Below are 16,604 nucleotides of genomic sequence, written 5' to 3'. Positions count from 1 at the left end.
ACACATATATACATGTAAGACAAGGTGGTTGAGTTACTTACCATCCTATTATATGTCGTTTTTTTCTATGTGAATAGAATAAAAAGGAAATATTTACCGACATTTGATAAAATAGTATTGTGCAGTATGCCGTATAAAAGAGATTCCCAACCAGTTATATATTCGTAATGTAAATGAAAAATAAATTTAATACAAGAATATTATATGCAAACTTACAATAAGGGTAAGTGAAAAATTTTATGGGAGATGAACGTGGTGGCCAGAAATGATGATTTCAAAGACTTAATATACATATTGGTAAACACACGGGATCATTATGTTATTTCAAATGGAATAACTTTTCAAGAGTTTACCAAATCATTACAAGAACCGTTAGCAAATTTACTTTTATTAAAACATCATTATGAAGAAACAGAATTTCATTTGCATACTCAGCTAGACTATATACTAAAAGAACAAGTCGATTCTTTTATGAAAAAAGGGGTCCATCGTTCTGGTGAGTTTTGCTGGGTAGATTTTGAAGACGCCTTTAGCTTGGATACGATTGAGGGTAAAGAACTAGCGGAATTATTATATTTAGGTCATATGAAAAAGCACCTATCACTCCCGTTTTTTCAAAAACTTAATAATCGTTTTGCTTATTTAACTGAAGATGATGGTTGGTATAATAAAATCTATTATCGATATTGGAATGACTTTTATGATTCCTTAGGTGGAATTTTAGCGGCAAAATTAGGAGATGTAAAATTAGATAGATCCTTTATTGGGTTTCGAAAAAAGAAAATCTACCCTCCAGTCGATCGTAATGTATTGCATCAATTGAACTCCGTATTGACGGAAGGGCTTGTTTTTTCATTTTATTATTTTAATCAATCACGTGGTCAAATTGAGATTCCTTTTTGGGTCGTTGGTGATTTTAGTGATATGGATGAAATGGTCGATAATTATTTAGAAACAGCTGAAAATGAAGCACATGGATATTTAATATTTGATCGAAAGGTAAAAGAATGGCAATTAATTTTCAACAAGTAAAAGGTCATTCACTCTCTCTAAGGAAAGTTTTTCCTATTTGTAACGGTAATAACTGATTATAAAGTGTGACTTTTTCCTAATGTTGAAAAATATTCGTCATTTGCTTACGTATTTTTAAAGACAAGGTACAGAAAACCTTGTTTTTTTAATATGATAAAAAGAATAAATGAGATAAAGAAAACTCGGGCGTCCGAGCCTTCAGGAAACCAAGAGACTAGAGTTTGCCGAAAAAGCTTATTTTCGGCTTTGATGTAATGCTCAAAGCTTTCTTGTGCGCTTATATATAGGAAAATATAAATTTTCCAATTTCTACTTTCCTATTAGCTAAAAAATACCTTTAAAGATCTATAATTAATGGTAAAATAAATTGGAATGTAAGCATAGATACATGTTAACGAATTCTAAAATATATTTTAATTTGTCATTTGGAGGCACAATCATGAAGAAAAAACTTTATTTGTTATATGGAGGAAAATCGGCAGAGCATGAGGTGTCCGTGAGAACGGCTTTTGCTGTTATAGGAGCACTCGACTTTGGAAAATATGAAGTTAGTCCAATTTATATAACGGAACAAGGACAATGGATAAAACGGGATGCTTTAGAACAACCTGTCAAACAATTATCTGATTTGAGATTAGAAATACAAAAATCTACTTCTACCACTCCCGCTTTATTTACGGGTGAATTAGGTAACGGGCAAGAAGAACCTGCAATTATTTTTCCACTTTTACATGGCCCTAATGGTGAGGACGGAACGGTGCAAGGATTATTGGAAGTACTAAATCTCCCATATGTAGGTAATGGAGTGTTAGCTTCAGCTGCGGGCATGGATAAAGTCATTATGAAAAACATATTTCGAGATGCCGGATTAAACCAAGTGGCTTATGTTTCCGTTCTTCGTCATGAATGGGAAGGGAACTCAGAAATAGCTTATGAACGGGTTGAAGCGACATTAAACTATCCATGCTTTGTTAAGCCTGCTAACTTAGGGTCAAGTGTAGGAATAAGTAAATGTAATAATCGTGAAGAATTAGTTCAAGCGTTTGTTGAGGCTTTTCAATTTGACCGAAAAATTATTGTTGAACAAGGTGTTGTCGCCCGAGAAATTGAAGTTGGAATTCTAGGAAATGATGACCCACAATGTTCTGTCGCAGGTGAAATTGTTCCAAAAACTGAGTTTTATGACTATACGGCGAAATATGAGGATGGGGATACAGCCCTTATTATCCCAGCAGAAATATCTGATGAAACATACGAAACGATTAAAACGATGGCAATTCAAGCTTTTAAGGCTCTTGATTGTTCAGGTCTTGTGCGTGCAGACTTTTTCTTAACTCAATCGGGTGAAGTATTAATTAATGAAGTAAACACGATGCCAGGTTTTACCCCGGTCAGCATGTTCCCACTTCTATGGAAACATACAGGGATTGATTATCCACAATTAATTGATCGTCTCATCCAACTTGGTCTTGAGCGTTATCAAGAAAAACAACAAATTCGTTACACACTTGATTAAATGGCTCTGTTTCTTCCACTGGACTTTCCTCCTCATACGAAAAGCAATCGTAAGGAGGGAAGTTTGTTTAGGCTAATAGGAAAGTAAAAATCTTCCAATTTCTACTTTCCTATACGCATAAGCTTTTCGCAAAGCATCCTCGCAGCCGAAGAAACCCAAGGATCTTGTTCCGCCAAGGCTCGGACACGAAAGTATTTTCCTGAAAATGAAGAATTGGAGGTGTTTATATGATTCAAAAGAAAATAATTGAGTTAGCCAATATGATTCATGTACATAATGATTTATCGGCTTATGCAGAACAAAACATAAAGGGAGTTTCCATTAACTCGCTAAGCATCGAAAAAGGCAATTTATTCGTGCCATTAAAAGGTGGAAAACGAGACGGTCATGAATTTGTTGAACAAGCAATTAAACAAGGGGCCAGTGCCTCTTTATGGCAAAAAGATGTCCCGACCCCACCTACTGACCTGCCCATCCTTATTGTGGACGATACACTGGAAGCTTTGCAACAACTCGCTAAAAGTTATCGTGATGAATTATCGTTAAAAGTTGTCGGTATAACGGGTAGTAATGGTAAAACAACAACAAAGGACATGTTAGCAGAAGTACTTTCTAGTAAATATAAAGTACAAAAAACTTCTGGCAACTTTAATAACCATATTGGTCTTCCTTTAACAATCCTAGATTTAAAAAAAGAAACAGAAATAGCGGTATTAGAAATGGGTATGAGTGACTTCGGTGAAATCGACTTGTTAACAAAAATTGCGCGACCAGATGCAGCAATTATTACAAACATAGGAGATGCGCATCTACAAGAATTAGGTTCACGTGAAGGAATTGCGAAGGCAAAATTGGAAATTGTAAATGGGTTAAAAGAAGGCGGGCTATTCGTCTATCCTGGGGATGAGCTACTTATAAAAGAACGACTTGAGGGAACGGCACAACCGTGGAACATTCGTACATTTGGTAAGCAGGAAACGAATGATTTATACCCGAGAACACTTGAGGCAAATGCAGAAGGGTCAACATTTACAATTAACCAATCAGACCTTACGTTTACTTTGCCAATTTTAGGTGAGTACAATGTGATGAACGCGTTAGCCGTAATGCTTGTTGCCAAAGAGTGGGGAATTTCTTTTTCTATGATGAATGAAGCATTTTCAAAAATTAAACTATCACATATGAGATTAGAAAAGACATTTGGAATCAATGGTTCCCATATTTTAAATGATGCTTATAATGCGAGCCCAACATCAATGAAAGCGGTCGTTGATTTAGTAGCGAATTTACCAGGGTATAAGAAAAAGATTGTTGTACTTGGTGATATGTTGGAATTAGGTCCGAATGAGGATCAATTCCATAAAGAAGTTGGCATGCATATTAATCCAGAAAAAATTCATTATGTTTATACGTATGGGGAGTTAGCAAAATCAATCGCAGAAGGTGCTAGAAGTAAGTTTACCGAATCTAATGTCTTCTCATTTACTGAAAAAAAAGCGTTAATTGAACATTTAAAACAACAACTTGATCACGATACAATTGTATTAGTGAAAGGTTCAAGAGGTATGCGATTAGAAGAAGTTGTGGAAAAAATTAAGCAGTAGTTCGTTATCCTTTGATAAAGAAGGTTGCATTATTTTAACTAAAAATAAGCATGAATTGTTATCTCGCCTTTAGGGGAATGTATTAATGACTCCTTAGCAAAATGTTTTATATCAAATGTTTTGGGAGGAGAGTTCTCCAAAAAGGGTGGTAACATTTGAATGGGATCTTATGCATTCACGGCTTTACTGGGTCACCGAAAGAGGTAGAACCGCTCGTATCATTTTTAAAGGACGAGACCGATTGGGTTGTCCATGCACCTATTTTACCTGGACATGGCGAGAAGTTAAGTTTAAGAAATGTACAGTACATGGATTGGATTCGTCACGCTGAAGAAGAATTACAGAAAATGATGGAACAATGTGATAAAATATATGTATGTGGTTTTTCAATGGGCGGCTTAATTGGTAGTTTGTTGGCAACTCGTTATCCTGTAAAGAAGATGATTTTACTAAGTGCTGCCGCTTACTATACCAATCCAAAACATCTTTATTATGAGATTAGGCAAATGATTACAGATGGGTTGAGAAATTCATTCCGAGACAATGAAATTTTTCAAAAATATAAAAGAAAACTATCTTCCACACCCATCCGTGCCTATTGGGAATTTAGAAAGTTAGTTCAAAATGTCCGGCCTGTCCTTTCGAATATTGATATTCCTATTTTGATTGTACAAGGAAAACAAGATCCGATTGTTCCGGTAAAAAGCGCACATTATTTATATGGGAAAATTAAAACTCAAGAAAAACAATTAATGCTTATCGAAAATGCAAACCATCATATTTGTTATAGTGAAGAACAAAATAAAATTTTTAATGAAATATTACATTTTTTAGAAGCACCACAAATTAATAAAAAAATTGCATTGACGAATAATTAATGGTAATATTAATGGAACTTAATGGAGAAGATTGTTAATAAATAAGGCTGTTTCACAAGTGAACGCTAAATATAGTAAATCAGTTATATTCACAAATGTGTATGTTAAAGTGAGCGTACACTTATGGAGCATTTCCTTTTTCTGAATAGAAGGAGTATGAAAGCATTGGGAAAATTTGAAGAATTAAAAATTAGTTCGACTACATTGAAGTCATTAAGAAGAATTGGATTTGAGGAAACAACAGCAATTCAAGAACAAACGATACCTTTAAGCATGGAAGGAAAGGACATTATCGGACAAGCACAAACCGGAACTGGTAAAACGGCTGCATTCGGTATTCCTTTAGTGGAAAAGGTCAATCCAAAGAACAAGCATATTCAAAGTTTAGTCATTGCACCGACGCGTGAATTAGCGATTCAAGTCTCTGAAGAGTTGTATAAAATTGGCTATGAAAAACATGTTCAAGTATTAGCTGTTTTTGGTGGTCAAGATATATCGAGACAAATTCGTGCGTTGAAGAAAAATCCAGCAATTATCGTTGGTACACCAGGTAGACTGTTAGACCATATTAATCGCCGTACCATTAAATTACAAGATATTCATACCGTCGTCCTTGACGAAGCGGATGAAATGTTAAATATGGGATTCATTGAAGATATTGAAAAAATATTAGAAAGTATACCAGAAGAAAGACAAACATTACTTTTCTCAGCTACAATGCCTGATCGAATCCGTCAAATTGCAACCAGATTTATGAAAAACCCAGAAATAGTCCGTGTAAAAGCGAAAGAAATGACGGTTCCACAAATTGATCAATTTTTTGTTAAAGTTGATGAAAGAGATAAGTTTGATGCCTTAACTCGTTTACTTGATTATCAATCACCAGATTTAGCGATTGTGTTTGGTCGGACAAAACGTCGCGTTGATGAAGTTGCAGAAGCACTTTCGATTCGTGGATACACAGCGGAAGGAATTCATGGAGATTTGTCTCAAGCAAAACGGTTACAAGTTTTACGGAAATTTAAAGAAGGTTCTGTTGATGTGTTAGTGGCAACAGATGTAGCAGCACGTGGCTTAGACATTTCCGGTGTTACACATGTATATAACTTTGATATTCCTCAAGACCCGGAAAGCTACGTACACCGCATCGGACGTACAGGACGCGCAGGAAAAGCAGGTATGGCTATTACATTTGTTTCACCGCGGGAAATGAGTTACTTACGCACGGTTGAAGAAACAACGAAAAAACGGATGAAACGGATGCAAGTTCCTTCGATTGCTGAAGCGATAGAAGGTCAACAACGTTTAGTAGTGGATAAACTTAATACGACAATTGATGGGAATGATTTATCACTTTATCGGAAAGCTGCAGAAGAATTATTAGCAGACCAAGACCCAGTGACAGTTGTTTCTGCTGCGTTGAAATTGTTAACGAAAGAACCAGATACAACACCAGTAAAAATATCGTATGAAGCGCCACTACCAGGGAAACGTGACAAAAATAATAATTCGAAAAAATCTACTCGTTCAAATAGTAGAGATTTTCAACGGAGACATGGTCAACGTTCCAATAATAAGTATGGCCGTAGCCCAAAAAAAGCAAAATAATTAGGAACATCGATTGTTCTATTTGAAATAATAGCGTCAGACTTAGTCTCTAGACGCTATTTTATTATGTAAAAAATTTGAGATTTTTTTAATGGCTTTGATTCACGCACAAAAATATACAAAGAGGAGCCAAAATTAAGAACTGTTGTTGTGATTAGGAAAATTACTTATTAGACTGTAGATAACTTGTGATTTGTGCACAAAAAGGAACAAGCAGTTTTATGTATCGGAAATAATAGAGAACTTTTTTCGATGTTATTCGTATATATTAAGAAACTATTTTTAGGAGGAGAAAAACATGATCGGGGAACCAGCAAAGCGAATTTCAGAACGAGCCTTAACGGTTTGGAAAATTCGCGGTGTAATAACATCCATTATTTCATTACTTATTACTATTTTCATTATTGTACTTATTCATCTATTCGATTGGCCAAAATGGATTTCAATCGTGCTATCTTTACTATGGATAGTAGAAAGTTATTTCGTCATATTCTTTAACCCAAAACTACGTTGGAAAATTTGGCGTTATGAAGTACGTGAACAAGAGATTGAAATACAACATGGGTTATGGGTTATCACAAAGACGTTGATACCAATGATTCGAGTGCAACATGTTGACCATACGCAAGGCCCTTTATTAAAAAAATATCACCTTGCAACAGTACAAATCTCTACAGCCGCTACCGTTCATGAAATTCCGGCTCTGGATGAGATAGAAGCAGAGGAATTAAGAAAAGTAATATCAAAATTAGCAAGGGTGGCAGATGAAGATGTTTGAGAAAAAGAAACTTCACCCGATTTCAGCGATATTATTTACGATTGACTTTATAAAGGGCGCGTTTTTCCCAATTATTTTAGCTTTCATCATTGGTGGGAGTGGAGAAGAAGCATCAACCTTTGATCAAATTCTCCGCTTTGGTATACCTGCACTTATTATATTTTTCTCACTAATTCAAGGCTTTATTTCTTGGTTTCGTTTTACATATTGGGTTGAGGATGATGAATTGAGAATCGAGCATGGATTATTTGTTCGCAAAAAAAGATACATTCCCTTTGAACGCATTCAAAGTATTTCTGTAACAGAAGGTTTAATTCAACGTTTATTTCGACTTGTAAAAGTTAGTGTTGAAACGGCAGGAGGATTACAAGAGCCGGAAGCACAGTTAACTGCGATAACGAAGAATGATGCAGAAACTTTACAAAGTCTTATTAAATCAGCGAAAGTAAAGCAAAAAGCCATGTATAATGAACAAAGTTTTGGTAAGGATGAGGAAGTTGAGGAAATCGAGTATGAGATTGAGGAGCAGTCACATATTGTTTATAAATCGAGCTTAAAAAGCATTTTTATCTTAGCTTTAACAAGTGGCGGGGCAATTGGTGTGATTACTGCAGCACTTGCATTTATTTCACAATTCGACGAACTTATTTCATATGATAAAATTTATTCAGAGGCTCGAGTGTTTATCGCTAGTAGTATCCTTTTATTTGCGATTGCATTTTTAGTTATTATTGTTATTGCTTACGTAATCGCTATTATTCGGACAATGTTCAAGTATTATGATTATACGGTTGAGAAAACGGATAAAAACTTAATTGTTACATATGGACTTTTAGAGCGGAGAACAATGACCATACCGATTAAGCGAATTCAAGGAATCGAAATCATTGAAAATCCGTTACGTTCCTTTTTCGGTTATGCGACAATTCAAGTAATTAATGAGGGTGGAGAAGATTTAGAGGAACGAGGGAAAGTTATTATTTGTCCCCTCATTAAAAAGGATGAAATTGTTCATATTATTCGTGATTGTCTACCCGAGTATCGACTGGGGGTTAAATTTTCTAGTTTACCTAATCGGGCGAAACGACGGTATATACTTAGGCCGTTATACTATATTGCGTTACCAATTGCAGTAGGCGTATATTTTTTGAGATCTTATGGATACCTTTTACTTATTTTGATTCCGATATTTATGTTAATCGGTTTTATCAGTTTTAAACGTACAGGTTGGAACTTAAGTGGGCCTCAATTAGTTTTTCGAACAAAATGGATTCAGACAAGAACATTTTTTGTCCTTAAAAATCGAATTCAAACATTAGAAGTATCAAAAAATTGGTTCCAACGGAGAAAAAATTTAGGAACAATCTATTCCCATGTAATGAGTGATTCCGGTCGAATTGTTGATTTAGATGAATCTCAATTGAAGGAAATATACGAGTGGTATTCTTATTCGGATTAGAATCATGTACGGAAACGTAAACGACCCCAGTTATTGGAAACTGGGCTCGTTTATTTTCTGGGGCTAGTCATACTGTTGGAGTATTGCATTTTACTGTCGAAGTTCTGCGTTTTACTGCCTAAGATCCACGCTTCACTGTCGAAGTACCGCATTCTAGTACCGAATTTTCATCATAAATCTCTATACTCTTTTTCGAATGATAAGATACCCGCATAAAGCTCCCCAAATAAATCCACCGATATGAGAAAATATATTGACTTGTGTATTAGTAAAGGTAAATAAAAGGGCTAGAATAATGATTACGACAAGGCTAGTTGATAATTGACGATGAACTTTTTTAAAATATGTTAAGGTTGCAAACACACCCAAGATGCCAAAAATCGCTCCACTTGCCCCGGCATGAATATAGGTCATCGATGCAAAAATATATGTAATGACATTTGCGAAAATACCCGAACTTAAATAAACGAATACAAATGTAGACCGCTTTACACGTTCCTCAAGTAAAGAACCGACAATGAGTAACGAAAGACTGTTGAAAAGTAAATGATTGAAATGACTATGAAGAAAAATCGGTGTAACAAGTCGCCACCATTCTCCGTTCGCAATTAAAATATTCACACCTACCATTCGTTCAAAAATCCACCGATTCGGAAATATGGGCAATGAAATGAGTAAGAAGAAGAGAATATTTATCCCTACTAATATGGAAACAATTGGGTGTGTAGTGAAAAAACTATTAAATCCTCTATATCTATACATAGATTTCACCTTCCAATTTGCATTTTCACGGATACTTGTACAATATGTATATGAAAGTATAAGGAAAATAGAAGGTGTTTCATATGATCAAAGGAATTGGAATGGATATTGTTGAAATTGAACGAATGAATGATTTACTTTTACGAAATGAACGAATTAAAGAGCGGGTTTTAACAGAAAGTGAAAAGAAAGTGTTGGAAACCCTTCCTTTTAAGCGAAAAGTAGAATTTATAGCAGGTCGGTTTGCTGCAAAAGAAGCATTTTCAAAAGCGTATGGCACAGGAATTGGAAAAGATTTATCATTTCAAGATATTGAAGTGACAACAGATGAAAGAGGAAAGCCGTATATTGTTAAACCATTTCGTGAAGGAGTCCATTTATCAATTACCCACAGTAAACATTACGCATTGGCTCAAGTAATTATTGAATCTGTAGAAAAATAATAGTAAAGAAATCCATCCATTTGCCCTAGAGTTTCTTTTTGATTCCTTCTTTTAAACCTGGGGGCATTTGTTAAAAGAAAATCCAAATAGGAAAATCACTTTTATCATATTTCAAAACCATGTCTCATATATTCATATTGCAAGTACAAGGAGACAAGTCTTCTCCATACGATTGATATAAAGGGGTTGGAAATATGAGAAAGAAGTGGTTATATCTTTTGGCAGGGCTTTTAATCGTAACATTCCTCGCTGGTTGCGGTTCAAAATCAAAAGAAGAGGTAATTAAAGAGCTGGATAGTAAAGTAGAAACGATGAAAGGCTATAAGATGGATGCAAAAATGACGTTAACAATGGGAGCAGATGCACAAGAATACAAAATTCAAGTCTGGCATAATAAACCAGAAATGTATCGTGTTCATATGAAAAATGCTGAACGTGATCAAAGCCAAATGATTTTACGAAATAAGGAAGGGGTATTTGTACTCACACCTGCCCTTAATAAAAGCTATAAATTTCAAAGTGAATGGCCAAAAAATAGCAGTCAACCATATTTATATGAATCCCTTGTCCAAGACCTATTAGAAGACAAAGGTGTGAAATTAACGGAAACAGATAAGCATTATGTATTTGAGGCAAAAACGCGTTACCAATATAATAAAATGCTTCCATTACAAGAAATAACATTTAAGAAAAAAGACTTATCCCCAGTTTCTGTTAAAGTGATGGATACAGACCGAAATGTAAAACTTGCGGTAAAGTTTTCTAAAGCAGAGTTCAATTCAAAATTTGATGAAGGCTCTTTTGATTTAAAAAGAAACATGACGAGTGCACAAATGGAAGTTCCTGTAAGTACAGTAGAACAAGCGAAAAATGAAGATTTTGTTGTAAAAGTACCAAGTGCAGAATTAAATGGAGCAACCCTTGTTGATGAACAAGAGATACTAACTCCAAACGGCAAACGTGTTGTGCTAACGTATGATGGTGATAAGTCGTTTACTTTAATGCAAGAGCAAGTGGAAGTATTAGAAACAGCTTCCATGTCTTCTACGACAGTAAATGGTGAACCCGTTGACTTAGGATTTACAATTGGTGCCTTAACGGATAATTCTTTAACATGGACAGATGGAAATGTCGAATATATGATTGCTTCGAATAACTTATCGAAAGAAGAAATGGTTATGTTGGCAAAATCCGTACAAAGTGTATCTGTAGAAAAGTAATAACGAATTAGACCTATCCGCGGTAGTTGTTCCCCTTTAATTAGCGAGGGAATAGACCGATCTGGATAGGTCTTTTTACAGAAAGACAATTATAACTAAGATTGCGCTTGCTAACGTTTGAAAACACAAGCATTCTGTTTTAGTTCTAGAAATAGTCGTAAGCGAATATGCTATGATGGGAACCGAAAAAGTAAAAAAGTAAGGAGAAATTCCAAATATTTTTTTAAATAAAAGAAATAATAGAAAGGACTACGAAGTCTTTACAAATTTAAAGATGAACGAATTTGTGAAAAAGTTATTCAATGCGGTCTTCATTTTTTCCATAGGCTGTGTCTTAAGATGCTAATCCACCTTAGTAGACAACAACAAAGCTTATAAAACAGCCTTTCATAAACGTGTCGTATTGCATAAAAAGAAGTTCTTTTGGCTGATAATAGTGAGGGAAAGAAGAAAATTACTTTTCATTAAGGTAAATAAATGATACTATGTAACATGAAGCATAGTCGAGTAGTTGGAGGTGTCTTTTGTGTCTGAATCCAGCGCAACACAAGAAATTTTAGTAAACTTACCGCAAAGCTTATTGCTAGAAATGGACGGGTTTATAAAACAAGAAAATGTAGATCGTGATGAGCTGATTTATCAAGCAACAAAAATGTTTTTACGCGAGAGAAAAAAAAGACACATTCGCGAATCCATGAGACGGGGATATATGGAAATGGCCAAAATTAATTTGACCATTGCATCTGAAAGCTTTCAAGCTGAATATGAGGCAGAACATACAGTAGAGAGATTAGTAAGCGGAGGATAAGCCTTTGATTGTCAAACGAGGCGACGTTTTCTTTGCCGACCTTTCCCCTGTCGTTGGTTCAGAACAAGGAGGCGTCCGTCCTGTTCTCATATTGCAAAATGACATTGGGAATCGGTTCAGTCCAACTGTAATCATTGCAGCAATTACAGCACAAATTCAAAAAGCAAAACTACCTACGCATGTAGAAATTGATGCGAAAAAGTATGGTTTTGAACGAGATTCAGTTATATTACTTGAACAAATCCGAACGATTGATAAGCAGCGACTTACTGATAAAATTACTCATCTAGATGAAGGAATGATGGAAAAAGTAGATGAAGCGCTCCAAATCAGTCTCGGATTGATTGAATTTTGATAGTTGACTACTACGCTCTTTTAAGCAATTAAGAGCGTTTTTTCATACATATTTATGGAATGACGGTGAGTTTACTGAGTGGGGAAAGGACATCATTTATTGTATGTGCTGCCAAAAGTAGGTCTTTTTAGGCTTATTTTTTTTTGCCAAAAAATCCATCTTGGTAAATAGGAAAGTTACAATTTTTCAATTCCTACTTCCCTATACGCATAAACGCTCTAAGGAAGTTTTCATCAGTATTACATCCAAACCAAAAAATCTTTTTAGGCGAACGCTGGCCCTCGTTTCTCCTGGTGGCTTTAGCGTCCCTCAGTTTTCTTTATTTAGACTAGTTTAAATTGCTTTCAACTATTTTTTCAATCATAATAAAATAGTGTTTATTTTTAGTTCTGTATTGGAGTGAGACTTTTGGAACAAACAATTGATAAACAATCTGTATTAATGAAACAAGTAGCGAAAGAATTGTCAATTAAAAATTCACAAGTGAAAAGTGTGATTGATTTAACGAATGAAGGGAACACGATTCCATTTATTGCGCGATATCGAAAAGAAAGTACAGGTGCTTTAGATGAAGTAGTCATTCGAGACATCCTTGAACGGTGGAACTATTTACAAAATCTCGAAGAACGTAAAGTTGAAGTCATTCGTATCATCGATGAACAAGGAAAACTAACGGAAGAACTTGCGAAAAAAATTGAAAGCGCAACGAAATTACAAGAAGTAGAAGACTTGTATCGACCGTATAAACAAAAGCGTCGGACAAAAGCAAGTATTGCAAAAGAAAGAGGATTAGAACCACTTGCAAATTGGATCATGTCCTTTCCGAATACCGGTGACTTAAGGGAAGAAGCAAAAGCGTATATTAATGAAGAGTTGGAAGTACATACGATAGAGGATGCAATTAATGGGGCAAAAGATATTATTGCTGAATTAATTTCGGATGATGCGGAAGTTCGTAAATGGATTCGGTTTGAAACAATGAAGCACGGATTAATTGAATCAACGGTAAAAGATGAAGAATCTGATGAAAAACGTGTCTTTGAAATGTACTATGCGTATGAAGAGCCAACAAGCAAAATTGTTCCTCATCGCATTTTAGCGTTAAATCGTGGTGAAAAAGAAGGTGTTTTAAGAGTAGCGATAAAACCAAATTATGAAAAAATCATTGACTATTTAAAAGCTACATTTATTAAGAATGAGGCATCGCCTGTTGCAGGTGAGGTGGTTGCTGCAATAGAAGATGGGTATAAACGATTAATTCAGCCGTCAATTGAACGAGAAATTCGTAATGAACTAACAGATAAGGCAGAAGAACAGGCCATTCATATATTTTCAGAGAACTTAAGAAAATTGTTATTACAACCTCCATTAAAAGGGAAAATTGTCCTTGGGGTCGATCCTGCATATCGGACGGGCTGTAAATTAGCAGTAGTGGATGAAACAGGTAAAGTACTCGACATCGGAGTGATTTATCCACATCCACCTGTATCGAAAAGAAATGATGCGGAAGAAAAAGTACTTAACATTCTTCGTGAGTTTCAGGTGGAAATGATTGCAATTGGAAATGGTACAGCTTCACGGGAAACAGAGGAATTTATTGCAGACGTATTAAAGAAATCGGGTAGTGAAGCTTATTATATGATTGTTAATGAAGCAGGCGCAAGTGTTTACTCAGCTTCAGACTTGGCGCGCGAAGAATTTCCAGATTTACATGTGGAAGAAAGAAGTGCGGTCTCGATTGCAAGAAGATTACAAGATCCACTGGCAGAATTAGTGAAAATTGACCCGAAATCAGTTGGAGTAGGTCAATATCAGCACGATGTTTCACAGAAGAAGTTACAAGAGTCATTAACATTTGTTGTTGAAACAACCGTTAACCAAGTTGGTGTAAACGTAAATACTGCCTCTTCCTCACTTTTACAATATGTATCTGGTCTTTCAAAAGCCGTTGCCAATAATATTAAAAAGTATCGGGAAGAAAATGGGAAGTTTACAACGAGAAAAGAATTGAAAAAGATACCACGTCTTGGGGAGAAAACGTATGAACAATGCATCGGGTTTTTACGGATTGTTGATGGCACGGAACCGCTAGACAGGACAAGTATCCATCCAGAAAATTATCCAGTTGTAACACGTTTGTTAGAAAAAATAGGATTCACAACTGCCGATATAGGTACAGAGGCGCTCGTTCAGTCGTTAAATAATGTAAATGTCGTTAGTCTTGCACAAGAATTAAATGTTGGAGAATTAACGTTACGAGACATTTTAGATGCATTAAAACGACCAGAGCGGGACCCGCGTGATGATCTTCCAAAACCATTACTGCGGAAAGATGTTTTGAAAATGGAAGACTTACAAAAGGGAATGGAGCTTCAAGGTACAGTAAGGAATGTGGTTGATTTCGGTGCGTTTGTTGATATCGGTGTTAAACAAGATGGGCTTGTTCATATTTCTAAAATGAGTAATCAATATGTAAAACACCCGTTAGATATTGTATCCGTAGGCGATATTGTAACAGTATGGGTAAGTGATGTTGATGTAAAAAAAGGCAGAATTTCCTTGTCCATGTTAAAAGAAAATTAAGGTTGAAACAAAACGATTGGTTGTCCATTCGTTTGAAATAAGAGCATGGGCTGTCCGAAAAGTGGATTTCCTAAAAAATGCGATAATCAAGAATGTTGATATTTCTAGTTTTTGAAACATGAAAAGGGGCATCCGAAAATCAAAATACGACTTTTTGGATAGCCCCTTTGTGGACGACTAGCTGAGGATTAGTGCATAATTTTTGGGGCTGCACACTTGGTTTGCTTTTTGGCTAATAGGAAAGTATAAATTTTCCAATTTCTATCTTCCTATACTTCGCCCTTGTTACACCTAACTTAAACCATCGGCGTGTTTATTAGGGGAAATGGCAACGATTGACCAACTTATTTCGGAATAAATCTTGTTTGCTTATTCGTTTTTCATAGAACTTTTGACATACCCGTTTAATTTCCCTAAGAAAGGATTCTGTAGCATGACATTAAAGCCGAAAAATTCTCTTTTTAGTGGACTACGGCTCTCTTCCCGTCTAAAGATTCAAGCGTCCCTCAGTTTTTTTAAGTAAATGTCAGGACTCAATTTGTCTTTGAGAAGTCCCTAGGAGCAATTCTTTTTCTTGTAAAAATACCAACACTGATTTAACAACCTAATTTGATAACGATTTTTTTCAAAAAAAGCTTTTTGAATTTGATTTTTTAACCAATTTGGCATAGTCCTACCCTCCCTAATTTCAAAAAGAGGTATTCTTCACGAAAGTCGATATACAAATGATTATTTACGTATGTATAATTAATGTATGATAAGATAGGTTGTCAGTTAACTAACTTCTTTTATCGATAGGATAAAGAGGTATAAAGGAAGTACGTTTTAATTTTTAATCATACTATCGCTAGTTTAGAGGTAATAAAATGGATGATATTCAGTTACAAAAATTAGTTGAAGAAATTTCTATGCAAAGCTTTGGGATACCGTTTAAACATCAAGCGACATTTAATAAAAGATTACGCACAACAGGAGGACGATACTTACTTCAATCAGGAAACATTGAAATAAACAAGAAATATTTCGATGTACACGGTGAGAAGGAGTTAATCGGAATTATTAAACATGAGCTGTGCCACTATCATTTACACCAAAATAAAAAAGGGTATCAACATAAAGACCAAGACTTTAAAAATTTAGCCAAATCCGTTGGTGCACCAAGATATTGCACCCCACTACCGGAATCAGAGGTAAGAAAACAGCCAACTATGTATCATTGTTATCGTTGTTCCAAATGTCGCTTCTTATATAAAAGAAAGAAGAGAGTTAATACGAATCGATACGTATGTGGGAAATGTGGTGGGCGACTAATAAAGGTAGATGTGGTGGAGAATTCGTTTTAGCTTGTGCAGAATAAAACATTGCTAATTGTTTATACTATAGCATTAGTGATGGCTTAAAGGAAACACTTTTCAGTAGAAAGTATATCCGAAAAAGTCATATGGAATAGAAGTGTAGCTAGATTACACGATGAGTATACTTCTACAATTCCTGCTGTTAAGAACAAAGGCAGTTAACGTTTAGCTAGTATTCGCAAACGAGTATTCTACTTGGTTTT

At 35.3% G+C, this 16,604-nt stretch carries 15 protein-coding genes; 13 read left to right on the top strand and 2 right to left on the bottom strand.

Annotated features, from left to right (window positions below; all coding sequences use genetic code 11):
- Positions 1 to 255: 255 nt before the first annotated feature.
- From BN2144_RS03425 to BN2144_RS03395, 7 genes are all read left to right on the top strand, one after another.
- On the top strand, positions 256 to 1,032 hold the full coding sequence (locus BN2144_RS03425; protein ID WP_050632193.1) for a hypothetical protein: 777 nt from the start codon (positions 256 to 258) through the stop codon (positions 1,030 to 1,032).
- Between the two features lie 439 nt (positions 1,033 to 1,471).
- Complete coding sequence (locus tag BN2144_RS03420; RefSeq protein ID WP_033826931.1) at positions 1,472 to 2,548, top strand: D-alanine--D-alanine ligase; 1,077 nt, start codon at positions 1,472 to 1,474, stop codon at positions 2,546 to 2,548.
- Positions 2,549 to 2,775: 227 nt separating this feature from the next.
- Positions 2,776 to 4,152, top strand: coding sequence for a UDP-N-acetylmuramoyl-tripeptide--D-alanyl-D-alanine ligase (locus BN2144_RS03415; protein ID WP_033826930.1), 1,377 nt, complete (start codon positions 2,776 to 2,778; stop codon positions 4,150 to 4,152).
- Between the two features lie 155 nt (positions 4,153 to 4,307).
- Entirely contained in the window at positions 4,308 to 5,030 is a 723-nt protein-coding gene (locus BN2144_RS03410) for an alpha/beta hydrolase (RefSeq protein ID WP_033826929.1), read from the top strand.
- Positions 5,031 to 5,195: 165 nt separating this feature from the next.
- Complete coding sequence (locus BN2144_RS03405) at positions 5,196 to 6,638, top strand: degradosome RNA helicase CshA (protein ID WP_094763105.1); 1,443 nt, start codon at positions 5,196 to 5,198, stop codon at positions 6,636 to 6,638.
- 298 nt (positions 6,639 to 6,936) lie between these two features.
- Complete coding sequence (locus BN2144_RS03400) at positions 6,937 to 7,416, top strand: PH domain-containing protein (RefSeq protein ID WP_033826927.1); 480 nt, start codon at positions 6,937 to 6,939, stop codon at positions 7,414 to 7,416.
- A complete protein-coding gene (locus BN2144_RS03395; RefSeq protein ID WP_050632192.1) occupies positions 7,409 to 8,875 on the top strand; it encodes a PH domain-containing protein in 1,467 nt (488 codons plus the stop codon). Before BN2144_RS03400 ends, BN2144_RS03395 begins: the two co-directional genes overlap by 8 nt.
- Positions 8,876 to 9,055: 180 nt before the next feature.
- Here BN2144_RS03395 and BN2144_RS03390 read toward each other — a convergent pair whose 3' ends face one another.
- The gene (locus BN2144_RS03390) at positions 9,056 to 9,637 is read right to left on the bottom strand and encodes a rhomboid family intramembrane serine protease (RefSeq protein ID WP_033826925.1); all 582 of its coding nucleotides are present in this window, start codon (positions 9,635 to 9,637) and stop codon (positions 9,056 to 9,058) included.
- A gap of 83 nt (positions 9,638 to 9,720) precedes the next feature.
- On the opposite strand from BN2144_RS03390, the gene acpS reads away from it, so the two are divergent.
- From acpS to BN2144_RS03365, 5 genes are all read left to right on the top strand, one after another.
- Positions 9,721 to 10,080: a holo-ACP synthase gene (gene acpS / locus BN2144_RS03385; protein ID WP_033826924.1), complete on the top strand. Its 360-nt coding sequence runs from the start codon at positions 9,721 to 9,723 to the stop codon at positions 10,078 to 10,080.
- 194 nt (positions 10,081 to 10,274) lie between these two features.
- The gene (locus tag BN2144_RS03380; protein WP_033826923.1) at positions 10,275 to 11,300 is read left to right on the top strand and encodes a LolA family protein; all 1,026 of its coding nucleotides are present in this window, start codon (positions 10,275 to 10,277) and stop codon (positions 11,298 to 11,300) included.
- A 526-nt stretch (positions 11,301 to 11,826) separates the two neighbouring features.
- Positions 11,827 to 12,108, top strand: coding sequence for a CopG family ribbon-helix-helix protein (locus BN2144_RS03375; RefSeq protein WP_033826922.1), 282 nt, complete (start codon positions 11,827 to 11,829; stop codon positions 12,106 to 12,108).
- 4 nt (positions 12,109 to 12,112) lie between these two features.
- The gene (locus BN2144_RS03370; RefSeq protein ID WP_033826921.1) at positions 12,113 to 12,463 is read left to right on the top strand and encodes a type II toxin-antitoxin system PemK/MazF family toxin; all 351 of its coding nucleotides are present in this window, start codon (positions 12,113 to 12,115) and stop codon (positions 12,461 to 12,463) included.
- A 408-nt stretch (positions 12,464 to 12,871) separates the two neighbouring features.
- The gene (locus BN2144_RS03365) at positions 12,872 to 15,046 is read left to right on the top strand and encodes a Tex family protein (RefSeq protein WP_033826920.1); all 2,175 of its coding nucleotides are present in this window, start codon (positions 12,872 to 12,874) and stop codon (positions 15,044 to 15,046) included.
- 555 nt (positions 15,047 to 15,601) lie between these two features.
- On the opposite strand, the gene cmpA is transcribed toward BN2144_RS03365, so the two are convergent.
- A complete protein-coding gene (gene cmpA / locus BN2144_RS19460) occupies positions 15,602 to 15,715 on the bottom strand; it encodes a cortex morphogenetic protein CmpA (RefSeq protein WP_094763104.1) in 114 nt (37 codons plus the stop codon).
- Positions 15,716 to 15,912: 197 nt separating this feature from the next.
- On the opposite strand from cmpA, the gene BN2144_RS03360 reads away from it, so the two are divergent.
- Positions 15,913 to 16,389, top strand: a complete 477-nt coding sequence (locus tag BN2144_RS03360) for a SprT family protein (protein ID WP_033826919.1) — start codon at positions 15,913 to 15,915, stop codon at positions 16,387 to 16,389.
- Positions 16,390 to 16,604 lie beyond the last annotated feature (215 nt).

The organism is Bacillus andreraoultii, from assembly GCF_001244735.1.
GTDB lineage: Bacteria > Bacillota > Bacilli > Bacillales > Caldibacillaceae > Caldifermentibacillus > Caldifermentibacillus andreraoultii.
Note: the sequence above shows the minus strand (reverse complement) of the source record. Positions and strands in the feature narration are given on the sequence as shown.